The sequence below is a fragment of the Arthrobacter sp. HLT1-20 genome (assembly GCF_054510895.1).
The window spans coordinates 1-21,988 of sequence record NZ_JBTNDR010000051.1; the positions used below are offsets into that span (position 1 = coordinate 1).

The window sequence follows — 21,988 nt, forward strand, 5'->3', positions numbered from 1 at the left end:
CGTACGGGCAATCAACGCGAAGACAATACCGAACAACAGAACCTTCTGCTGATCCTCACGAGGAACCTTGAAACTCGCCATAATGACCAGGAACACAAACAAGTTGTCAACGCTGAGCGCTTTTTCCGTGATGTACCCGGCAAAGTACTCACCACCCATCGTGGCGCCACCAAACACAAACACAGCAATGCCAAAAACAACAGCCAAGCCAACATAAATGGAAGACCAAATGGCAGCCTCACGCAAGGTAGGAATATGCGCCTTGCGGATATGGAAGAAGTAATCAAAGGCCAACAGGCCCAAAATAACCACAATGGTAATGCCCCAAATCAGGGGTGAAACAGTCATGAGGTACTTTCGCTAGTTTCGTGTCGGCAAGGTCTGCCAAATTCCAGAAAATTTGAGCAATGCCCGGCCCCTGAAGTCAGGGGTCGGGCAATCGCTGATGTGGTGAAGGGCGTGGTCCGGATTTAGTCGTTGCCGCGCAGAATGGCCAACAGGCGCAGGATCTCCACGTACAGCCACACAAGGGTCACTGTCAGGCCGAAGGCCGCTGTCCAGGAGTACTTGGCAGGCACGCCGCGCTGCACACCCTGCTCAATGGATGTGAAGTCAACAATGAGTGAGAAGGCGGCCAAACCAATGGCCAGCAGGCCAATGACAACCCCGAAGGGGATGTTGGTGCCGGGGATGTCCATGCCATTGATGCCCCACGGGGTGGTGGTGACATTGAAGATCATGAGGAAGAAGTTCACCAGCGAGAACAGCGCGTAGCCGGCCATGGCGATGATGAAGAAGCGTGTCATCTTGGGAGTGGCGCGGACCTTGGCGTTGCGGAAAAGCACCAGGGTCACCAGGAACACGCTCAGCGTGCCCAGCAGGGCCTGAATGGCAATTCCGGGGAATTGTGCTTCAAGCACACCGGTCAGGGCGCCAAGGAACATGCCCTCGAACACGGCGTAGGCCAGGATCAGTGCCGGGGACGGCTCCTTCTTGAAGGAGTTCACCAGACCCAGCACCAAACCAACAATCATGCCCGGCCACATCAGGATGGGGGCCATCCAGCCAAGGGCCGCACCAACCAGCACCAGGCCAAGGGTGAAGACAGTCTTCATGATGACGTCGTCGTAGCTCATGCGGCCTGTCTGCGAAGCATTCGCAGAGGGCTTGCTGTACATGTCCTGCAACTGGGCGGCAGAGAACTGCGCCTGCGTGGACATGGTGTCGGTCCCGCCGTTGAGGTAGCCACCCTTGTTGGAGGGTGTGTCCTTGAAGTTCTTGTTGTTGGCAAAAACCGGATTTCCACCTAGTGCCATTGTTCTGATTCCTTAGAAATTAGTGGACAAAAACGATCTATTAGGTACTTAGTATGACGTTCGAACCACCGTTTTTGTTTCCGGATTCCTCAGGAAACCGCCACGGACTTACTTGGTCTGCAGGTACCCCAGGTCGGACTCGAACCGACACTTTACAGATTTTAAGTCTGTTGCCTCTGCCATTGGGCTACTGGGGCGTAGCTTGCTTTCCAGCTGCAATCAACACTACTGGATGGTAAGCCTGCTACAGAAACCGGCAGTTAAAGTGAGTTGAACGGCTCAGAATACTTAAAGTGCCCATGGTGGCCGGGCTTGTACGCATCCAAAGCCAGCGCCATGAAATGTGAACCCCACGACGGGTCCGGGGAACTGATTCCCATGGAGTCCGCCGGCACAAACCCAAAGCGGGGGTAGTATTCCGTGCTGCCCAGAAGAACAAGGGTTGACTCCCCCATCTTGTTGGCCCGGTCAATAGTAGCGTTCATCAGGGCCGCGCCCACACCCTGGTTCTGGTACGCAGGCAGCACGGCAATGGGGCCCAATCCCAGCGATTTTTCGGCACCAATCCAGCCACGGGTGGTGATCACGTGGCCCAGAATTTCGCCCCGGTCCGATTCCGCCACGAGCGACAACTCCGGAATGTATTCGCGCGAGGCAAAGAGCTCACGGAGCAGCTTGGCCTCCACAGGTTCGGGAAAGGCGGCCGCCACGAGGGCCAAAATTTCCGGCCTGTCCCCGGCCTGCTCGCGTCTAATGATCATCAAAACAGTCTAATGCCTGCACCTGTTAGCAAACCGGGAGGCTGGAAAACGCGACGGCGACCCTCCCGCAGGTGGGGAGGGCCGCCGTCGTGCTTGGGTCAAGAAGGTGAGCGACCCGTGAGGTGCTCACTACTTCGAAGCAGTTGCTTCTTCCTTGACCGCCGGTGCTTCCGCCTTGGCGGGCTCGGCGGCCGGGGCAGCCTCGGCCGGCTTGGCAGCAGGCTTCGGGGCCGGGGTGGCCGCCGTGACGAACGCGCGGCGCGGGTTGTCCAGGAATTCGAGCTGGGCCAGGTCGCGGCCGGCGAAGAAGGCGACGAACCAGTCCATGAGCACGCGGAACTTGCGCTCAAACGTGGGCATGGCCAGGCCGTGGTAGCCGCGGTGCATCAACCAGGCCAGGGGGCCCTTGAGCTGGATGCCCATAACCTTGGCAACACCCTTCCACTCGCCGAAGCCGGCAACAGCACCCAGGTTCTTGTGCTTGTAGCCGGTCAGCGGCTTGTTGAAGCGGCTGGCCCACAGGTTCTTGGCAAGGCGCTTGGCCTGGCGGAGGGCGTGCTGGGCGTTAGGGACGCAGGTGCCGTCCGGCAGGCCGCCGGTAACATCCGGCACGGCTGCAACGTCGCCGGCAGCCCAGGCGTTCGGGATGACACCGAATTCGCCGTTGATCTGCAGGTTGACGTTGACCGAAACGCGGCCGCGAGGCTCGATCGGGAAGTCGGTGGAGCGGACCATGGGGTTGGCCATGACGCCGGCCGTCCAGATGAGGGTGTCAGCATCAAATTCCTGCGCAACGGACTTGTCCGGGAGGTTGATCAGCTTGAGGTTGTTGTTCTCTGCGTTGTCCAAGGACGTGTTCAGCAGAACCTCAACGCCGCGGCTGCGCAAGTGCTCCACAACCCACAGTGCCTGCTTCTCGGTGACCTCGGGCATGATGCGGCCCATGGCCTCAACCAGCACGAAGCGCAGTTCGGACTGCTCCACGCGGTTGTTCAACTTGACGGCGGCGCGGGCCATGTCCTCGAGCTCGGCGATGGTCTCGATGCCGGCGAAGCCGCCACCAACAACCACGAACGTCAGGTGGCGCTTGCGCAGCTCGGGATCGGCTTCCGTGGAGGCCAGCTCAATGAGGGACAGCACCTGGTTGCGCAGGGCAACAGCTTCTTCAATGGTCTTCAAGCCGATGCCGGACTCGGCCAGGCCCTTGATGGGGAAGGTGCGGGTGACAGCACCTGCCGCGATAACCACATCGTGGTAGGGCAGCTCGAACGGAGCGCCGCCGTCAACCGGGGCAACAACTGCCGTGCGGTTTTCGTGGTCAATGTTGGTCACGGCGCCCTGGATGAGCTCGGTGTCCTTCAGGTGCATGCGGTGGGAGACAACCGCGTGGCGGGCCTCGATGTTGCCGCCGGCCACCTCGGGCAGGAACGGCTGGTACGTCATGTAGGGCAGGGGATCAACGAGGGTGACGATGCCACCGGACTTCGCGATCTTCTTCTGCAGTTTAAGCGCCGTGTAAAAGCCGACGTAGCCGCCGCCAACTACAAGGACGCGCGGTCGTGCTGAAAAGGTGGGTGTGATTGCCATGAGTCCATAATACCGCTCTTTGTGAAAATATTCACTAGCCTGTTACACGACGGCGTAACGGGCTTGCGTCGTCCCGTCCAGTGTGCCGCTCCCCCTCGCCGAACGTACAGTTGATGCCGATGTTCGCGCTCAACATCGGCATCAACTGTACGTTCGGGAGGCTAATGCTTGTGGCCGGGCCGTTGCGGCCGGACCTCCTGGCTGGTGTGGGCACCCCAGGCGCCCTCGGAATCCTCATCGGTGCCAGCGGCGCCGTCGGACGCCAGTATTCGTCGGCGGACCAGCACGAGGTGGGTGCTGCCGGCCGCGAGAATTACCACGAACAACCCCAGTGACCCCAGGACCAAAGCCTGTGGCCCGGCATTGGAGAGTTCCCCGACCGGGACGGCAACGGGGGCAGCATGCTCGGACAGCGTGGCTTTGGGCTGGGGGACGCTGGTGGCGGGCGGGCCGTTGGTAGGTGGCACCACCTCACCGCGGCGGTGCACGCGAATCCATTCAGAAATGCTGCCCAGGGGGTTCTTTTGGACGACGGGAACATCGGCATTCAGGGCTGCTCCGGCATCAAGAATCCCGTAGCCGTAGATGGCATTGGGCAGCCCCTCACCCTTGGCCTTGGCGGTGGAGATGATGCGGTTGATGACCTGGGCGGCCGTCATCTCCGGGTACTTGGACCGGATCAGGGCGGCCACGCCGGAGACGATGGGCGCGGCACCGCTGGTGCCGTTCCATTGGGCGTAGCCGCCGCCGGGCAGGCCGCCCACCAGGTCCTCGGCTGGGGCACTGACACCAATGCTGATGCCTTGTGAGGACGAATCAACGCTGGCTGTGCCGTCCTTGTCCAAGCCGCCCACGGCCAGGACGCCGGGAATCGTGGCGGGGGCACCCACCTGCTCGCTGCCGGATTTGCGGTTGCCCGCCGCCGCCACAATGACAACATCCTTGGCTTCCGCGTACGCAAACGCATCGTCCCAGCTTTGTGGCCAGGCCGTTGAGGTACTGCCCAGGGACATGTTGATGACCTTGGCGCCCTGGTCCACGGCCCACTTCACAGCTGCCGGGATCTGGTCGTCAATGTTTTTTCCCGAGGGGTTCTCGCTACCCAACCACACGGAAACGCTCAGGAGCTCGGCCTTGGGCGCCACACCGATGACCCCGTCGGGACCTACGCCCACGGTGTCCTTGGCAGGTGCGCTGCTGCTGGGCTGGGCCGTTTTGCTGGGCTTGGCGGTGGCTGTGCTGGAGTTGTGCCCGCGCCCGGCCAACATGGTTGCCACGAGGGTGCCGTGCTCGGGCTCGGCCCCCACACCCTTGCTGCCGTCGGCGGAGCCAGCCCCGGACATGTCGGTGCCCCCCACCACGGCGCCGGCCAGGTCCCTGTGGGAGTTGTCGATGCCGCTGTCGATGATGGCAATTTTCACGCCCTCACCCTGGGTTTCCTCCCACGCCGTCTCGATGCCGTACTGCTGCAACCAATATTGCCGGTTGCGGATGTCGTCCGCCGAGGCCGCCGGTGCCGCCACGAGTGCCAGGGAGGCGGCCAAGGCAAGCGTCATGAGCGCGGCAGCAAGGCTACGCTTCCGTGGCGCTAACTCCATGAATGCTCGATTCCAGTTGAGGTCGGGATCAGTTTTTGGCCGCACCCAGGGCAATTCCGTCAAGAATATCGTGTTCGCTGGTGGTCACCGATTCCAGCCGTCCTGCGTTGAGCCGGGCCACCCGCCGCAGCACTGTGCGCCAAATCAGCGCGCCGGCCCCAATGACGTCCACCCTGCCGGGGTGCATGAATCCAAGCTCGGCCCGCTCGGCGCGGGTCATGGACAACAGGGACGAAGCTGCGGCGTCGATCACCTGCCGAGGCACGACGGCGGCATGAATCACCTCGCTCTGGTAGCTCGCCAACCCCAATGCGTGGGCTGTGATGGTGGTGATGGACCCTGCCACACCCACCACCTCATCCACCGCGTCCAACCCCATCGCGGCAACCACCTCGTCGAGCTTGTCGTCAATGGCGGCTTCCGCGGCAGCAATTTCGGCAGCCGTGGGCGGGTCGCTTTGCAAATACCTTTCGGTGAACCGCACGCAACCCATGTTGGTGCTGAGCGCACCGCTGACACCCTCCGAGTTGCCAACGACGAACTCGGTGCTGCCGCCACCCAAATCGACCACAAGAATGTTGCGGTGTGCCGTGGTGGGCAGCACGCTGGCCGCCCCGGCAAAGGACAAGCCGGCTTCCTCGGCACCGCTGACAACCTCAGGAGCCACCCCGAGCCGGGCCTGGATCCCCGCCGTAAAAACGTCCTTGTTGCCGGCGTCGCGCGTGGCACTGGTGGCAACAAAACGCACCCGCTCCACGCCATGGGCGGCGATCAAGGCGGCATAGTCCTGCGTTGCCGCAAAGGTCCGCTCCAGCGCATCCTCGGCAAGCATGCCTGTCACATCCACGCCTTGTCCCAGCCGGACCACGCGCATTTCGCGGTGCACATCGTGGAGCACCACGCCGCCGTGGTTATCTGGGACAACGTCTGCAATGAGCAGGCGGATGGAGTTGGTTCCGCAGTCAATGGCGGCAACACGCATGGAAAAGCCTTTCGGGTGGTGTTACTCGGCTGGCGACGGTGGCGCTACTTTTCGGTGCTGGAATCCGTGCTGGAAGCGGCGGCTTCGTCCTTGAGCTGATTCAGGTGCCTGACGTGCCGGCTCAGGTCCTTGTTCGGCACGGGAGCCTGATGGTCCCAGGCCCCTTCGCAGTAGCAGCTCTCGGCCGTCCACCACTCGGCCACGGCGGCCAGCGCCTCATCGCCTAGCGGGTTGACGCCGGGACCGGCAGCCAGTGCGTGGCCAATCAGCACGTGCAGGCACTTGACGCGGGTGGGCATGCCGCCGGCGGAAATGCCCGCAGTCTCGGGAACGGGGCCGGTGCCGGCGCGTTCACCAATGGCTTCACGGGCGGCAATGTAGGCCTCGTGGGCGTGCTGGTAGGCAGCCGCCAGTTCCGTGTCAACGGCCAGCCTGTCAGTCATCTCATTCATCAGGCCTGCGGCCTCCAAACGGGAGGCTGCCGCCGTGAGCACGGGGTGAGTGAGGTAGTAGGTGGTGGGGAACGGGATGCCGTTGCTCAGCCGCGGCGCTGTGGCAGCCACCAGCGGATTGCCGCACACGCATCGGGCCGGGATCTCGACGACGTCGCGCACAGGCCTGTTGAGCTGGCGGCTGAGCGTGTCCAGGTCCAGCGCAGTGGGGACGCGCCCGTCCGTAGCGGAGCTTTCTGTTGCGGGCACGAGGGGCCTTTCATGGAACTGTTTCAATGCTGGCGGCTGCCATTCCCGTGGACGGAGTGACACACGCGCGCCGATTGTCTTGGCTTGGCGGTGGGGTTCAACCAGCCATTTTACCGTGCTGGAGCGGACGCCATGAATCCGGCTGTCTGCTCAGGGGGCTGGTTTGGTCGTGGGGACTGGGGCCGGAGCCGTCGGTGCCGTTGTTTCGGCGGACTTTTTCACGGCCCCCCACAGGGCGTCCACCCAGGGCTCAACGGTGATTTCCGTGGCCTTCTTGGCGGTGGTGGCCTGGGCGGCGGCAGCCTTGGCGGCGTCCACCGAATCCTCAGTCCCTGCAGCGCCGTCGGCGCCATAGACCCAGTATCCGGTCTCCCCCGGCATGAGCATGCTCACCCTGTCCCGGGCCTGCTGCTTGATGTAGGCGGGATCGTCCCAGCGCAGCAATTCGGCACTGTAGGCGCTTTGCTGGGCTTCCTTGGCGGCAATGTCGTCGCGCAGGGCCGAGATTTCAGCTCGTTGTTGCAGGTAGGTGTGCACATTGGGGGCCAGGAGCAACGTGACAACACCCATGGTCAGACCCAAAACCAAAAGGCGGCCGGAGAACCTGCGGGCCGGCACCGGGCTGCTGCCGGCGGTGTGGATGACGCCGTCCTGATGGCTGCGACTGGTGGGCGCCGAGGCACGTTGCCGGGCCTGGGGCCCGCCTGCCTTAGCGGCGCCCGGGGTGGGCTCACCGCCTGAGCCAGCGTCCGGCGTCGTGCCAGAAACCGGGGCCGTGGGAACTTTCTTTGACTCCGGGTCAGCACCCATGCCGGCTGTGAACTGTGCTTTAGGCACCGAGGGCCGTCGCGTGGCCATGCTTCTCCTAAACCTTGCCTAAAAAAATCAACTGCTGCTGCCCAGTCTAAACGCAGGGCGCCCTTACCTTGGGGAAGCCACCACGGGACGTGGGGCGCCGATCCCGCGCCGGAAACAGCAAAGCCGCGGCGGCCGGTCCAGGTATGAGTTTCCCTACCTTGGGCCAGCCGCCGCGGCCGGAACTGCTCTTTAGCCCTTGAAACGCGGGAACGCGCTGCGGCCTGCGTAGCGTGCTGCGTCATCGAGTTCTTCTTCGATGCGCAGGAGCTGGTTGTACTTGGCAACGCGCTCGGAGCGGGCCGGGGCACCTGTCTTGATCTGACCGGCGTTGGTGGCAACGCAGATGTCAGCAATGGTGGTGTCTTCGGTCTCGCCGGAGCGGTGCGAGGTGATGGTGGTGTAGCCGGCACGCTGGGCCATGGAGACGGCGTCCAGGGTCTCGGTCAAGGAACCGATCTGGTTGACCTTGACCAGCAGGGAGTTGGCCGTCTTGGTCTCGATGCCGCGGGAGAGGCGCTCGGGGTTGGTGACGAACAAGTCATCGCCAACAATCTGCACCTTGTCGCCAATGGCGTCGGTCAGGGTCTTCCAGCCTTCCCAGTCATCTTCATCCAGGGGATCCTCGATGGAGACGAGCGGGTAGTCGCGGACCAGTTCGGCGTAGTAGGCGCTCATCTCGGCGGCAGTCAGGGCCTTGCCTTCGAACTGGTAGGCGCCTTCCTTGTAGAACTCGGAGGAGGCAACATCCAGGGCCAGGCCAATGTCCGTTCCAGCCTCGTAGCCGGCACGCTTGATGGCTTCCAGGATCAGGTCCAGGGCTGCACGGTTGGAGGGGAGGTTCGGCGCGAAGCCACCCTCGTCGCCCAAACCGGTGGAGAGGCCCTTTTCCTGCAGAACGGCCTTGAGGTTGTGGTAAACCTCAACACCCCAGCGCAGACCCTCGGAGAACGTTGCCGCACCCAAGGGAACGATCATGAACTCCTGGATGTCAACATCGGAGTCGGCGTGTGAGCCGCCGTTGAGGATGTTCATCAACGGAACGGGCAGAACGTGCGCATTGGGGCCGCCCAGGTAGCGGTACAGCGGCAGGCCGGCGGACTCCGCTGCGGCGCTGGCCACGGCCAGGGAAACACCCAAGATGGCGTTGGCGCCGAGCTTGCCCTTGTTGGCGGTGCCGTCCAGCTCCAACATCATGGAATCGATCAGTCGCTGGTCAGTGGCGTCGATGCCCTCGAGTTCCGGGGCGATGACTTCCAAAACAGCCTCGACTGCCTGCAAAACACCCTTGCCCTGGTAACGGCTCTTGTCGCCGTCGCGGAGCTCCACTGCCTCGAAGGCACCCGTGGATGCGCCGGAGGGAACACCAGCACGGCCCATGGCGCCGTCGGTGAGGAGAACCTCTACCTCGACTGTGGGGTTTCCACGGGAATCCAAAATTTCGCGTGCATGAATGGCTTCAATAAGTGCCACGTATTGCTCCTAAAAGTCAGCTTTTTACAGTACAGGTTCGACCACGCTGTCGCCTCAATCGTAGCCGACGGCGTGACGGGGCACTCTTTACTACGCTCAGGGCGGCATTGTGGCGGCCAATTTGCCGCACGTCCGGCCGAATTCCTGTTTCACATGACACCTGCGTGCCGTTCGTGCCGTATGTGGCGCCAGCTTCACACTGGCGCCACATACGGCACGAACGGTGCGCGGGCGTCGAAGTCAGCAGGGCCGCTGGCTAGTTTTCTTCCTGGAAAGCGCGCACGGCAAGGCGCAGGGCCCGTTCCGCGTCCAGCCCGCGCTCCTGGGCTGCCCGTACGACGCCGAACAGCACCTTCCCGAGCTCGTCTTCAGTCCGGACGTGGCTGGCCAGGTCCACAGCGGACGGTGCTGCACCCAGTCCAGCCCGCGCAGCCCGTTCCAACGACTTTTGCGCCATGGCCAACGCCGGCAGGGACCGCGGAATACCCGCGAACGGGCCGCTGTCCGGGTCCTGCGAGGAACCAGCGCCGGCACGTTCCTCGGCCTTGACGCGCTCCCAGCTGGCCTCGATCTCGGCGATCGTGGCAGGAAAAGTTGATTGCAGGGAGCCGTCGGCGTGAAACACGTGGGGGCTGCGCCGGATCATTTTGTCACTGAGTCCGCGGGCCACGTCGGCCAGCTCAAATTGCCCCGATTCCGCAGCCAGCCGGGAGTGCAGGACCACCTGCAGCAGGATGTCCCCCAGTTCACCGGAGATTTGATCGCCGTGGCCGGTTTCAATGGCCTCGATGAGCTCGTACGATTCCTCCAGCAGGTACGTGGTGAGGGATTCGTGGGTCAGCGCCGCGGTCCACGGGCAATGCTCGCGCAGCGCTGCGATGACGCCAACAAGGCGGGCCATTTCCAGTGATGTGGCAGCGGCCCGCCCGTCAGCGTCGGGAACGGAACTAGTGGTCAATCTTTCGCGTCGTCCGTATCGAAGTCCTCGGAACCGTCGAAGCCCTCAAAGTCGTCGGAGTCCTCAAAGTCCTCCATCTCATCCATGGCGTCCTCGAAGTGCTCAATGATGAAGTCCGCCAGGTGCTCGCGCGCTTCAATGGGCAGGAACGTTGCGTGCACGGCGTTCAGGGTCAGTTCCAGCACGGTGTCCAGCCCGTACCCAAAGGTCTCCACCAGCAGGCCAAATTCCTGGGTCAGAGTGGTGCCGCTCATGAGCCGGTTGTCGGTGTTGACGGTGATGTTGAAGCCGAGCTGGTGCAGCAGGTCAATGGGGTGTTCGGCGATCGTGGTGCCGAACGCCGCGATGGCGCCTGTCTGCAGGTTCGACGACGGGCACAGCTCCAGCGGGATCTGACGGTCGCGCACCCACTGGGCCAGATCGCCCAAGGTGACGGTGCCGACGTCGTGCCCGTCCTCCTCCTGCACGTCAAGGTGGATGTCCTCGGCAATGCGAACACCGTGGCCCAGGCGCAGGGCGCGGCCGTGGACCAGTGCATCCTGGATGCTGTCCAGCCCGGCTGCCTCCCCGGCATGCACTGTGGTGGGGAAATTGTTCTCGGCCAAGAAAGTGAAGGCCTCGGCGAAGCGGGAGGGCAGGAAACCGTCCTCGGCGCCGGCAATGTCGAAGCCCACCACGCCGTTGTCGCGGTGACGGACGGCCAGCTGGGCGATTTCGGCGCCGCGGTCAGCGTGGCGCATGGCTGTGACGATCTGGCCCACCTCGATGTAGCCACCCGCCCCGTCCACGGCGTCCATGCCTTCCTCCAGGCCCAGCTGCACGGCTTCCACAGCCTCGTCCAGGCTCAGCCCGGCGCGGAGGTGCTGCTCCGGTGCCCAGCGCACTTCGCCGTAAACAACACCGTCCTCGGCCAGGTCCTCAACGAATTCACGGGCCACCCGCACCAGGGCAGAATGCGTCTGCATGAGGGCAACCGTGTGTTCAAAGGTTTCCAGGTAGCTGACCAGGGAACCCGAGCTGGCTTGTGCCACAAACCAGTTGCGCAATTCTTCGGGGTCGGTGGCGGGCAGCACATGGCCTGCCGCGGCAGCCAACTCAATGATGGTCTCTGGGCGCAGACCGCCGTCCAGATGATCGTGCAGGGATACCTTTGGCAAGGATTTCAGGTCCACAACGGGGAGGGAGTGGGCTGCTTGCGCTGAAGTTGAGTTAGTCACAATCCCCACTCTAGGGATGAGAGGGGCGCTGCGCTAGTTGCTGCCGGCGCGGGTCGTTTGGGCGGTTGCGGGCACCGTGACGTCATCGCCATGATGATGGGGAAGCAGCGGAACCGCTGCGGCCGCCCGCCCAGGAGCCTCCGGCAGCGTTTTCTGCGTCTTCGGCACGGTTCCCGGGGACGTTTCCCCGTTGCTGGCAGGGGTGTCGGCTGCAGTTTCCACGGTGCAGGATTCCGCTGCAAGCTGAGCCTGTGCCTTGGCGGCCGCGTCGGCACGGACCTGCTCCGCGTGCAGGGCCGCCGCCAGGCCGGGCTCGGGGCGGGGCTGCAGTTTGCCGCGCTTCTCCAGGAAGTGGTGAAGATATTTCATGGCGTGGTCCACCACAAAGCCAATGAGAATGGCGAAGGTGATGGCGATGCCCACCCCGAGCAGCGGGTTGTCGTGGACCCAGCGGCCCGCAAAGGTTCCCACGGCCACGGAGTAGCCGGCCCACGTCACCACGGCAATGCCGTCCAGCACCACAAAACGGCGCCACGGGAAATAGGTGGCCCCGGCGGTGAAGTTCACGGCAATTCTGCCCACGGGAATGTAGCGGGCGGTGAAGATCAAGATGGCGCCGCGTTTTTCCAGTTCCTTGCCCGCCCAGGCAAACGCCCTGGCCCCGCGGGGGCGGCGCATCCAGTTGAAGCGGGTGGTGCCGAGCTTGCGGCCCATGAAGTACGCAATGTTGTCACCAATGATGGCGCCAATGGAGGCGCCAAGGATCAGCAGCCAGATGTTGGGGTAGCCGGTTTTGGCCGAAATGGATGCCAGCGCAACAATGGCGGTCTCACTGGGCAAAAAGAGGAAGAATCCATCAATGAGGCAGAACAAGCTCACGAGCGGGATGACCCACCATTGGGCTGCCGAATGGTCGATCGCGTAGTTGATCTGCCCCACGATGTGCATAAAATCCACAGTGGATGGTTCCTCTCCTGTGGTGGTTGTCTGCCCTAAGTTTGCCACGGCCGGGGCCGCTCCGGTATCCGTCCACAGGACTAGATCCGCAAGCGGCCCTCCCACCTTGGGACTACGGGCAAAACTCCGGCCCGTGCCGCCAGCAGCTCAGCTGATCCGTTCGATGATCAGCTGGTTTGCCGGGCGGGACCCCTCCGGGGCGATGGTCACGGCCCCAACAAGTGCTTCCTTGGCCCGGTCGAACTTCTCCGGCGTGTCCGTCAACAGCGTCATGAGCGGCTCGCCAGCCCGTACCAACGCGCCGGGTTTGGCATGCATGCGCACCCCGGCACCGGCCTGGACAATGTCCTCCTTGCGGGCCCGGCCTGCCCCGAGGCGCCACGCGGCAACCCCCACGGCCATCGCATCCAGGCCCACCAGGACGCCGTCGGCCGGGGCATAGACCACCTCGGACTCCCGGGCCACCGGCAATGCCTCATCCGGGTCCCCGCCCTGGGCTGCAATCATGCGCCGCCACACATCCATGGCCCGGCCGTCCTTGAGCGCTGCGGCAGGGTCGGCGTCGCGAATGCCGGCGGCTTCCAGCATTTCCTGCGCCAGCCGCACTGTCAGTTCGACGACGTCTTCCGGGCCGCCGCCGGCCAGCACCTCCACGGACTCCTGAACTTCAATGGCGTTGCCCGCCGTCAAGCCCAGGGGTGTGCTCATGTCCGTCAGCAGGGCCACCGTGTTGACGCCCGCATCCAGGCCCAGTGCCACCATGGTCTGGGCCAGTTCCCGGGCCATGTCAACGTTTTTCATGAAGGCGCCCGAGCCAACCTTGACGTCCAGGACCAGCGCCTGGGTGCCCTCGGCAATCTTCTTGCTCATGATGGAGGAGGCGATCAGCGGAATGGCCTCCACGGTGCCGGTGACATCCCGCAGGGCGTACAGCTTCTTGTCAGCCGGGGCCAACCCCGCACCGGCGGCGCAGATCACGGCACCCACCTCGGAGAGTTGGCGCATCATTTGCTCATTGCTGATGGTGGCCCGCCACCCGGGGATGGCTTCCAGCTTGTCCAGCGTGCCGCCCGTGTGGCCCAGGCCGCGCCCGGACAGCTGCGGCACGGCGGCGCCAAAGACCGCCACCAACGGCGCCAACGGCAAGGTGATCTTGTCCCCCACCCCGCCCGTGGAATGTTTGTCGGTGGTGCGCATGGGCGCCCCGGACGGGGACCGGAGGGCGGAAAAGTCCATCCGCTCCCCCGAGTTGATCATGGCGGCCGTCCACTGGGCGATCTCGGCCCGGTCCATGCCATTGAGCAGGATGGCCATGTTCAGGGCCGCCATCTGCTCGTCGGCGATGGTTCCGCGCGTGTAGGCGTCAATGGTCCAGGCGATCTGCTCCGGGCTCAGCGTGCCCTTGTCACGTTTGGTGCGGATGATGTCAACGGCGTCAAAGCTGGGACCTGCATAGTCTTCGCGGTTCATGGTGTGTCCGTCCAGTCGTCAGTGCTTGCTGTTGCTTGGTGGCTGAGGCCGTTAACGCTAGTGTTCCGGACCGTTGGCGGCGATCCGTGCCAAGTCCCGCGGCCCAAAGGCGACCGGGAGCACCTGGTCCATGGTCTTGACCCCTGAGGGCGTCATCAATTGGGTCTCCGCCGTACTGAATTCATTCAGGATCTGCCGGCAGCGCCCACACGGCATGAGGATTCCGCCGTGGGCATCAACACAGTAGAACGCCGTGATGAGGCCGCCGCCGTTCATCCTCGCTGCGCCGATCATGGTGCATTCGGCGCACAGGGTGAGCCCATAGCTGGCGTTCTCAACGTTGCAGCCGGAGACTATGCTGCCGTCCTCGAGCCGGGCGGCAGCACCCACGGGGAACTGCGAATATGGCACGTAGGCGTTGGCCAGTGCGGCCGTGGCGGCCAGGCGCAAAGGCTCCCAGCCGCCGTCGTCCAGGGCATGGCTCAACACGTCACTCCTTGACATAGGGTTGTCCGTCGGCTGCCGGGGCCATGGCCTTGCCCACAAATCCGGACACCGCCAGGATGGTCAGCGCGTAGGGCAGCATGGCCAGGAACTGGCCGTCGATGGGTGTCCCGGCCAGCGACAGGATGCTTTGCAGGTTGCCGGCAACACCAAAGAGCAGGGCCGCCAGTGCCGCGCCGATCGGGTTCCAGCGGCCGAAAATCAGGGCCGCGAGGGCAATGAAGCCAAGCCCGCCGGTCATGTCCTTGCTGAAGCTGCTGACGGCGACCAGGGTGAAGTACGCGCCTCCCACGCCCGCCACGGCGCCACCGGCCAGCACGTTAAGCACGCGGGTCCGGTTGACGTTGATGCCCACGGTGTCGGCTGCCTTGGGGTGTTCGCCCACGGCACGCACCCGCAGGCCCCACCGGGTACGGAACAGGCCAAACCACAGTGCCACCACCAGGATCAGCATGAAGTAGCCAATGAGCGACTGCCGGAACAGCATGGGCCCAAGGATGGGGATCTCCGACAACACCGGGATGGGGATGCCGGGCAGCTGGGCGGGCTGGTTGTAGATGGTGACCCCGTCCACCTTGGTCTTCATGATCTTCTCAAACAGGAACCCTGTCAGCCCGGACACCAGGACGTTGAGCACCACACCCACAATGATCTGGTTCACCACGTACTTGATGCTGAACAAGGCCAGCATGGCCGAGACCAGGACACCCGCCACAGCCGCCGCGAACAGCCCGGCAAAGGCGTTGTGGGTGATGGAGGAAACCAGCGCGGCCGTGAACGCACCGGCCAGCAGCTGGCCCTCGATGGCAATGTTCACCACACCGGCCCGTTCGGACAGGACGCCGGACATGGCACCAAACACCAGCGGCGTGGTGATGAGCATGGCACCGGTGAACAGTCCCACCAGGGTGATGTTCTGTGAGGTGGTGCCGCCGATCATCCACACCATCAAGCCCACCACAAACACCACGGTGAACGTCATGAGGACCCACTTGGCGATCTTGCCGGTGTCCTTGGTCTGGCTGTACGCCAGGTACGTCAGCGCCGCGCACATCACCGAGACAATGATGCCCATGGCCTTGGCTGGCAGCACCAGGTCGGGGACCTGCCAGACATCATTATCCTGGGAAATCCTGAAGGTGGCGGTGCCGCTGGGGCCCAGCAGGACGAAAACGACGACGGCGAACAGGGTCAGGATCCCGAGGAGGATCGGCACCTTCCAACTGCGGATAGCTACGGCGTCAACATGCGCTGACGGAGCGCTCTTGGCGATGATGCTCATGCTGTGACTCCTTCATGGCGAACTGCCTTGATCCGGAAGATGGAGCGGATCAAGGGAGGGGCGGCAATGAACAGCACAATCAAGGATTGCACCACGGCCACAATGTCAATGGAAACGTCGGCGTTGACGGCCATGGAGGTGCCGCCCGCCTTGAAGGCGCCAAAGAGGAGGGCAGCAAAGAATGTGCCCCACGGTTTGGAGCGCCCCAGCAGGGCCACCGTGATGGCGTCAAAGCCGATGCTGCCGGCAATGTCCGCGTCCAAGGTTTTCTCGGTCCCGGCCAGCTGGGTCACGCCAGCCAAGCCGGCAAGGGCGCCGGAGATCAGCATGACGGTGATGTAGCCGCGGGATACCAGCATGCCTGCCGTGCGGGCTGCGCGCGGGTTGGCGCCAATGGCACGGTACTCAAAGCCCAGTGTTGACCGGTTCAGCAGCCAGGAAACGGCCACGACGGCCAGCACTGCCACAATGAGTCCGGCGTGCAGCCGGTAATTGGGTCCCAGCAGCAGCGGGAACATGGCTGTTTCATGCATGGGCGGGCTGATGGGATTGCTGCTGGAGGGGTCCCGCAAGGGGTTCTTGAGCAGGTACAACACCAGGGAGACGGCAATGTAGTTGAGCATGATGGTCACAATGACCTCATGCGCACCTGTCTTTGCCTTCAGGAAACCGGCAATGCCGCCCCAGAGTGCACCGCCGATGGCGCCCGCCAAAACCACCGCAATGAGGTGGATGCCCGGGGGCAGCTCAATCATGAAACCAACCACACCGGCAAACGTGGCACCAATGATGATCTGGCCCTTGGCGCCAATGTTGAACAGGCCAACCCGGAAGGCCAGTGTCACGGCGAGGCCGGACAGGATCAAGGGTGTAGCAAAGGTCAAGGTCTCAAAGATTCCCAGCCGGCCCTGCCAGGTGCGGGAGTTCGGATCGTAGGTGGCGCCGCGCCACAGGGCACCGTAGGCTTCCGAAACGGCCGCCCATATGGCCCGGAACGTGGCGCCCGGGTCGCTGAAGAAATAACCCAACGCCGCTGTGACACGGGCATCGGTGAAGGCGATCAAAATTCCGCCGATGAACAGGGCCACCACCACTGCCAGGATGGAGATCATGGCGTTGCCGCTCATGATCTCCCGAACCAGCTGGGTGCCGTTGCTTTCCTTCGCCGGCTTTGCCTCCGGATTTGCCTCCGGCGGTGATGCCGGTTTCAGCTCCTCCGCCTTCGCGCCCTGGCCATCCGGTGCCGTGCCCGGACTTCCCATCTCTGCCCCGCTCATGGCTGCACTCCTGTGCCGTTGGAATTGTCTGTGCCGTTGGCTTCTTTGGCCTGATTGTCCATCTGTTCCTGTGCTTCGCCAGCGGGCAGGCCCGCCATCATGAGGCCGAGCAATGCGCGGCTGGATTTTCCGGGCACAATGCCCATGAGCCGGCCGGCAAAAAGTACTGCAATCCGATCCGCCAGCTCCAGCACCTCATCGAGTTCCGTCGACACAATCATCACGGGGGTACCGGCGTCGCGCTCGGCCACAATGCGTTTGTGCAGGAACTCGATGGAGCCCACGTCCACGCCGCGGGTGGGCTGTGAGGCGATGAAGAGCTTCAGGGGACGGGACAGTTCCCGCGCCAACACCACTTTTTGCTGGTTTCCGCCGGAGAGCGTGTCCGCAGCGTCCTGGGAGGACTGCGCCCGGACGTCGTACTCGGCCACCTTGTCCACGGCGTTTTTCGCAACGACGGCCCGGTTCATGGTGCCGCGGCGGGAGAAAGGCGCATGTTTATAAAGGTCCAGGACCAGGTTTTCGGCGATCGAGAACTCGCCCACCAGGCCATCATCCTGCCTGTCCTCGGGCACAAAACCCACGCCCGAGTCAAGGATCTGGCGCACGCTCTTGCCCACCAGTTCGGTCCCGCCCAGCGTGATGGAGCCCAGAACGTGCTTTTGCAGGCCCAGCACGGCCTCGGTCAGTTCGCTCTGGCCGTTGCCCTGCACGCCGGCCACGGCCAAGATCTCGCCCTGGGCCACACTCAAGGTGATGTCATCGAGAAGTCTCTGGCCGGCGTCGTTCATCACCGTCAGGTTATTGACCTGGAACGTGAGATCGCCGGGGGTGGCCGTTGCCTTCTCCAGCGTCAGGTTGACGGCGCGGCCCACCATCAGGGCTGCCAGCTCGGTAGTGGAGGCCGACGGCGCGGCGGAGCCCACCACCTTGCCGCGGCGGATCACCGTGATGGTGTCCGAGACGGCCTTGACCTCACGCAGCTTGTGGGAGATGAACACGATGGAGGTGCCGCCGGCCTTCAACTGGGCCATGATGTCCATGAGTTCATCGGTTTCCTGGGGTGTGAGCACGGCTGTGGGCTCGTCCAGGATGAGGATTTTGGAGTTGCGCACCAGCGCCTTGATGATTTCCACACGCTGCTGGACACCCACGGGGAGGTCCTCCACGAGCGCGTCCGGGTCAACATCGAAGCCGAACTTTGCGGAGATTTCGCGAATCTTCGCACGGGTTTCCTCCAGGTTCAAGACCCCGCCAAAGGTCGTGGATTCGGCACCCAACGCCACGTTTTCGGCCACTGTGAACACCGGCACCAGCATGAAGTGCTGGTGCACCATCCCGATTCCGGCCGCCATGGCGTCCGCAGGACCGGAGAAGCGCACGGGAACGTCGTCGATCAGGATCTCCCCGTCGCTGGGTTCGTACAGCCCGTACAGGACGTTCATCAGGGTGGATTTTCCGGCTCCATTTTCGCCAAGAAGGCTGTGGATCTCACCGGATTGCACCACCAAGTCAATGTGGTCGTTCGCCACCAAGGACCCAAATCTCTTGGTGATTCCCCGAAGTTCTAGTTTCAACGTTTTTAACCCGTCTGCGGATTGTTGGAGGGTGACTGGTGCAGGCCCAATTTTAGTGGCTGCGTTCCTGCGCCGGCACCCAGGGACAGGTCCGTGGGTGCCGGCGCAGGTGCGTAACCGTTCTAGCGGCTGGCTAGCGGTTTGCTAGCGACTCGTTAGCGACTGACAGGGGGCTACGGGGTGGTTCCCAGCAGTCCTTCGCTGGCCTTGGAGCCGACCTTGATGGAACCGTCGATGATGCCCTTCTTGATCGCTTCAAGCTGGCTCTTGGTGTCCGCGCTGACGGCAGCATCAAGGTCGTGGAACGGTGCCAAGGCAACGCCCTCGTTTTCCAGGGTGCCAACGTACGGTGTCGGATCGAACTTGCCGGCCAGGTCATCCTTGATGACAGCTTCCACGGCGGTGCCCATGGTCTTGATGACGGAAGTCAGCAGGATGGTCTTGTAGGTGGGTGCCGTCAGGAAACCGTCGGAGTCAACCCATACCAGCTTGACGTCCTTGCCACCCTTGTTGGCGGCCAGGATGGCGTCGCCTGCACCCTTGCCGAGCGGGCCGGCAACGGGCATAACCACATCGGCGCCTTCGGAGATCAAGTTGTTGGTGATCTTGGTGCCTTCCTGGATGATCTCAAAGGTGTTGGCGAAGGAACCCTGCTGGGTTGCAGCATCCCAGCCCAGGAGCTTGACGTCCTTGCCCTGCTTCTCGTTGAAGTACTTCACACCGGCAGCAAAACCGTCCATGAAGATGGTGACGGTGGGGATGTTGATGCCACCGAAGGTGCCCACCTTGCCCGTCTTGGACACGGCCGCCGCTGCATATCCGGCCATGAACGCAGCCTGGGCTGTGTCATACACAACCGGCTTGACGTTGGCAGCCTTGATGGTGTTGTCATCGACGATCGCGTAGTGCAGATCCGGGTTGGCCTTGGCAGCTTCCTCGGTGGCCTTGGCCAGCAGGAAGCCAACAGTGACAGTAAGGTTGCAGCCGGCGCTGGCCATCTGGCTCAGGTTAGGCGCAAAGTCGGCGGTGCTGGCGGACTGGGCTTCCTTGACCTTGATGCCCAGATCGGCCTTCGCCTTCTGCAGGCCCTCATAGGAGGACTGGTTGAATGACTGGTCGTCGAATCCGCCGGAGTCGGAGACGATGCAGCCCAAGTAGTTGGCCGCAGCCGCGTTCCCCGTGCTGCCACCGCCGCCGGGAGCCGGCGGGGCCTCTCCACAGCCCGTGAGCATCAGCGCAACGGCGCTGACTGCAACCGTGCCAACAACGGCTCCGCGCTTGACAGTGTTTAGAAACAGATTTTTCAAGGTTCCTCCATGGTATGTATGGCCGCTGGCAAGGAATGGCGCCACATGCCAGCGCGGGCCTGCCCCGTTTGTTCGTACCCCTTCCGGGGCCGGACGGCGGAGCGAACCCGCGTGCCTTGGCGCACCCCTGCGTCGCGGTGCTATGGAACACACTAGTGTCCTTTTGCTACCCGTAGGTAGTGCTGCAGGAGGGGGACCCGAACACCATCGTTGGGCAACCGTTACACAAGGGCTTCCAGAGTGCCAATATCAGCACTTTTTTCGTCCCACGTCAAGCGCTTGAAGCCACTGTTCACGCCGCACATGCCCAACCGGCCCGGACGGCGCCGTCGGTCAGTGCCGGTGATATGGCGGAGCCCGGGCAGGAGTGTTTGCGGCGCCCCGGTGCAGGTGAGGACAAGAGCTGCGGCGCACTGGCCAGCATGGTGGGTGGCTGGCCGGCCGGCCCGCTTTGGTGGCTGTGCGGACGGCAGCAACCACTGACTGTGAGGGACCTGGCCCCGCCATGCGGGGATCGACGATCGGACGTGCGGGAGTCCACGACCGGACGTGCGGGAGTCCACGACCGGCCAGAAGTGGCGTGTCCGGCGTCGGACTAGCAGGGGACGGGTCTCAGGGGCCGCCGGCATGGCGTGCTTGTCCGGCGCCAAGGCACGACGGCACTAAGGCACTACGGCACTAGGGCCGGGCAGTACTAAGGCCGGACGGTCCCGGGTTGGCGTAGTCCTTGAATCAGCCTTCGTCGGGCGAGCGCAGGGTGCGCAGGGCAGCGGCGCACAGCACCCGGATGCCCACCGAAAGGGCGCGCTCATCCACTATGTAGTCGCCGCGGTGGAGGTCATACTCCTCGCCTCCGGGGACGTGGGTGCCCAGACGCATCAGGGATCCGGGAATGCCCTGCAGGAACCAGGCGAAATCCTCCCCGCCCATGGACTGCGGCGCCAGCACCACGGAGTCCTCGCCCAATTCTGCGCGGGCTGCCGCCTCAATGACTGCTGTCTCGTGCTCGGAGTTGACCACCGGCGGGACGCCGCGGGTGTGCTCCAGGTGCACGTCGACACCGAAGGGGGCCGCAACCTGCTGAACAACGTCGTCCAGGAGCTCCCCGGCGGAATGCCAGGCCTCGCGGTCAAGGCAGCGCATGGTTCCGCTCATGACGCCGTGGCCTGGGATGGCGTTGGGTGCCGAGCCGGCATTGATCTGCCCCCACACCACTGACACGCCGCTGCGCACATCCACGCGGCGGGACAGCACTGCCGGGACGCTGATGGCAATCTGCGCCAGCGCGAACACCAGGTCCTCCGTCAGGTGCGGGCGGGAGGTGTGCCCGCCACGGCCGGAGAGTTCAATCTTGATGGTGTCGGAGGCACTGGTGATGGGGCCAATGCGGGTTCCGATCTTGCCCACTTCAACACGCGGGTCGCAGTGCAAGGCCAGAATCCGGGGCACGCCATCGAGGGCGCCCTGATCGATGCAGGTCAGCGCACCGCCTGGCATGGTTTCCTCGGCGGGCTGGAAAATGATCCGGACCCGGCCACCCAAAGGGGTGTGGGCATGCATCTTGGCCAGGACCAGGGCGATGCCCAGCATGGCGGCTGTGTGGAAGTCGTGCCCGCAGCCATGGGTCACCCCGTGGTTGCGGGAGGCAAACGGCAGCCCCGTCTCCTCCACGATGGGCAGGGCGTCAATGTCCCCGCGCAACGCCGTCGCAATGGGACCCTCGCCAATGTCCACGATCACACCCGTGCCGTCCAGGCGTCGCGGGTTCAGCCCCGCCGCCACCAGCCGGTCATAGATTTTGCCCGAGGTGCGGAACTCCTGGAATGATAATTCCGGGTGGGCGTGCAGGTCCCGGCGGAACTCAATGACTTCCTCAAGAAGAGGTTCCAGCCACGGGCCTACCAACTCAGTCGGTTCTGTTTCCAGCGAGTAATTGCGCACAGTTCAAACTCTATCCATGTCGGTGACCGGGGTTGGTATTGACTGCCCAGCATGACACGGCGCCGGTGAAATCGGCTGCGTCATTTGCGTATGTCAGCGGTTGCGTCTAGGCCCCTTAAGCAACTGACTGTGAGTCTTGTATGTAGCTGGTCTGGGACTAGCTGGCAGAGTAGGTAGCGGCTGTACCATCTGATGAATGTGACTCAGCAACTGACTGGCTCCGTG

The 21,988-nt window shown here is 63.5% G+C and carries 19 protein-coding genes and 1 tRNA gene; all 20 read right to left on the bottom strand.

Features of this window, described 5'->3' with window-relative positions:
* A partial coding sequence (locus ACX80Q_RS17585; RefSeq protein WP_459331830.1) for a TerC family protein occupies positions 1-348 on the bottom strand: 348 nt, incomplete at its 3' end.
* Between the two features lie 122 nt (positions 349-470).
* Positions 471-1,316 carry a Bax inhibitor-1/YccA family protein gene (locus ACX80Q_RS17590; RefSeq protein ID WP_459331831.1) on the bottom strand — a complete coding sequence of 282 codons (846 nt, stop codon included), beginning with the start codon at positions 1,314-1,316 and terminating at the stop codon, positions 471-473.
* A gap of 124 nt (positions 1,317-1,440) precedes the next feature.
* Positions 1,441-1,513, bottom strand: a tRNA-Leu gene (locus ACX80Q_RS17595).
* 63 nt (positions 1,514-1,576) lie between these two features.
* Complete coding sequence (locus ACX80Q_RS17600; protein WP_459331832.1) at positions 1,577-2,077, bottom strand: GNAT family N-acetyltransferase; 501 nt, start codon at positions 2,075-2,077, stop codon at positions 1,577-1,579.
* Between the two features lie 129 nt (positions 2,078-2,206).
* Positions 2,207-3,664: an NAD(P)/FAD-dependent oxidoreductase gene (locus ACX80Q_RS17605; protein ID WP_459331833.1), complete on the bottom strand. Its 1,458-nt coding sequence runs from the start codon at positions 3,662-3,664 to the stop codon at positions 2,207-2,209.
* 161 nt (positions 3,665-3,825) lie between these two features.
* Positions 3,826-5,220 (bottom strand): S8 family serine peptidase, encoded by a 1,395-nt coding sequence (locus ACX80Q_RS17610; RefSeq protein WP_459331834.1) that lies wholly within the window; start codon positions 5,218-5,220, stop codon positions 3,826-3,828.
* A 70-nt stretch (positions 5,221-5,290) separates the two neighbouring features.
* Positions 5,291-6,244 carry a Ppx/GppA phosphatase family protein gene (locus tag ACX80Q_RS17615; protein WP_459331835.1) on the bottom strand — a complete coding sequence of 318 codons (954 nt, stop codon included), beginning with the start codon at positions 6,242-6,244 and terminating at the stop codon, positions 5,291-5,293.
* A 44-nt stretch (positions 6,245-6,288) separates the two neighbouring features.
* On the bottom strand, positions 6,289-6,945 hold the full coding sequence (locus tag ACX80Q_RS17620; RefSeq protein ID WP_459331836.1) for a DUF501 domain-containing protein: 657 nt from the start codon (positions 6,943-6,945) through the stop codon (positions 6,289-6,291).
* Between the two features lie 150 nt (positions 6,946-7,095).
* The gene (locus ACX80Q_RS17625; RefSeq protein ID WP_459331837.1) at positions 7,096-7,803 is read right to left on the bottom strand and encodes an FtsB family cell division protein; all 708 of its coding nucleotides are present in this window, start codon (positions 7,801-7,803) and stop codon (positions 7,096-7,098) included.
* 189 nt (positions 7,804-7,992) lie between these two features.
* Positions 7,993-9,273 (bottom strand): phosphopyruvate hydratase, encoded by a 1,281-nt coding sequence (eno, locus tag ACX80Q_RS17630; protein ID WP_459331838.1) that lies wholly within the window; start codon positions 9,271-9,273, stop codon positions 7,993-7,995.
* Between the two features lie 256 nt (positions 9,274-9,529).
* Positions 9,530-10,174: a MazG nucleotide pyrophosphohydrolase domain-containing protein gene (locus ACX80Q_RS17635; protein WP_459331847.1), complete on the bottom strand. Its 645-nt coding sequence runs from the start codon at positions 10,172-10,174 to the stop codon at positions 9,530-9,532.
* Between the two features lie 53 nt (positions 10,175-10,227).
* Positions 10,228-11,448 (bottom strand): adenosine deaminase, encoded by a 1,221-nt coding sequence (locus ACX80Q_RS17640; RefSeq protein ID WP_459331839.1) that lies wholly within the window; start codon positions 11,446-11,448, stop codon positions 10,228-10,230.
* A gap of 33 nt (positions 11,449-11,481) precedes the next feature.
* Positions 11,482-12,396 carry a DedA family protein gene (locus tag ACX80Q_RS17645; protein ID WP_459331848.1) on the bottom strand — a complete coding sequence of 305 codons (915 nt, stop codon included), beginning with the start codon at positions 12,394-12,396 and terminating at the stop codon, positions 11,482-11,484.
* A 156-nt stretch (positions 12,397-12,552) separates the two neighbouring features.
* The gene (locus tag ACX80Q_RS17650) at positions 12,553-13,875 is read right to left on the bottom strand and encodes a thymidine phosphorylase (RefSeq protein ID WP_459331840.1); all 1,323 of its coding nucleotides are present in this window, start codon (positions 13,873-13,875) and stop codon (positions 12,553-12,555) included.
* 57 nt (positions 13,876-13,932) lie between these two features.
* Positions 13,933-14,379, bottom strand: coding sequence for a cytidine deaminase (locus tag ACX80Q_RS17655; protein WP_459331841.1), 447 nt, complete (start codon positions 14,377-14,379; stop codon positions 13,933-13,935).
* Positions 14,366-15,661 (bottom strand): ABC transporter permease, encoded by a 1,296-nt coding sequence (locus ACX80Q_RS17660; protein ID WP_459331842.1) that lies wholly within the window; start codon positions 15,659-15,661, stop codon positions 14,366-14,368. Before ACX80Q_RS17660 ends, ACX80Q_RS17655 begins: the two co-directional genes overlap by 14 nt.
* Complete coding sequence (locus ACX80Q_RS17665) at positions 15,658-16,938, bottom strand: ABC transporter permease (RefSeq protein WP_459331843.1); 1,281 nt, start codon at positions 16,936-16,938, stop codon at positions 15,658-15,660. The genes ACX80Q_RS17660 and ACX80Q_RS17665 overlap by 4 nt, the downstream gene beginning before the upstream one ends.
* Complete coding sequence (locus tag ACX80Q_RS17670; RefSeq protein ID WP_459331844.1) at positions 16,935-18,515, bottom strand: ABC transporter ATP-binding protein; 1,581 nt, start codon at positions 18,513-18,515, stop codon at positions 16,935-16,937. Before ACX80Q_RS17670 ends, ACX80Q_RS17665 begins: the two co-directional genes overlap by 4 nt.
* A gap of 173 nt (positions 18,516-18,688) precedes the next feature.
* Positions 18,689-19,822 carry a BMP family lipoprotein gene (locus ACX80Q_RS17675; protein ID WP_459331845.1) on the bottom strand — a complete coding sequence of 378 codons (1,134 nt, stop codon included), beginning with the start codon at positions 19,820-19,822 and terminating at the stop codon, positions 18,689-18,691.
* 732 nt (positions 19,823-20,554) lie between these two features.
* Complete coding sequence (locus tag ACX80Q_RS17680; protein ID WP_459331846.1) at positions 20,555-21,763, bottom strand: amidohydrolase; 1,209 nt, start codon at positions 21,761-21,763, stop codon at positions 20,555-20,557.
* Positions 21,764-21,988: the final 225 nt, after the last annotated feature.

Bases quoted from the DNA above. Each gene is read 5' to 3' on its own strand.
- ACX80Q_RS17615 (WP_459331835.1), bottom strand. From the start codon at position 6,244: ATGCGTGTTGCCGCCATTGACTGCGGAACCAACTCCATCCGCCTGCTC.
- ACX80Q_RS17600 (WP_459331832.1), bottom strand. From the start codon at position 2,077: ATGATCATTAGACGCGAGCAGGCCGGGGACAGGCCGGAAATTTTGGCC.
- ACX80Q_RS17590 (WP_459331831.1), bottom strand. From the start codon at position 1,316: ATGGCACTAGGTGGAAATCCGGTTTTTGCCAACAACAAGAACTTCAAG.
- ACX80Q_RS17635 (WP_459331847.1), bottom strand. From the start codon at position 10,174: ATGGCCCGCCTTGTTGGCGTCATCGCAGCGCTGCGCGAGCATTGCCCG.
- ACX80Q_RS17625 (WP_459331837.1), bottom strand. From the start codon at position 7,803: ATGGCCACGCGACGGCCCTCGGTGCCTAAAGCACAGTTCACAGCCGGC.
- ACX80Q_RS17660 (WP_459331842.1), bottom strand. From the start codon at position 15,661: ATGAGCATCATCGCCAAGAGCGCTCCGTCAGCGCATGTTGACGCCGTA.
- ACX80Q_RS17665 (WP_459331843.1), bottom strand. From the start codon at position 16,938: ATGAGCGGGGCAGAGATGGGAAGTCCGGGCACGGCACCGGATGGCCAG.
- ACX80Q_RS17650 (WP_459331840.1), bottom strand. From the start codon at position 13,875: ATGAACCGCGAAGACTATGCAGGTCCCAGCTTTGACGCCGTTGACATC.
- ACX80Q_RS17610 (WP_459331834.1), bottom strand. From the start codon at position 5,220: ATGACGCTTGCCTTGGCCGCCTCCCTGGCACTCGTGGCGGCACCGGCG.
- ACX80Q_RS17655 (WP_459331841.1), bottom strand. From the start codon at position 14,379: ATGTCAAGGAGTGACGTGTTGAGCCATGCCCTGGACGACGGCGGCTGG.
- ACX80Q_RS17605 (WP_459331833.1), bottom strand. From the start codon at position 3,664: ATGGCAATCACACCCACCTTTTCAGCACGACCGCGCGTCCTTGTAGTT.
- ACX80Q_RS17645 (WP_459331848.1), bottom strand. From the start codon at position 12,396: ATGCACATCGTGGGGCAGATCAACTACGCGATCGACCATTCGGCAGCC.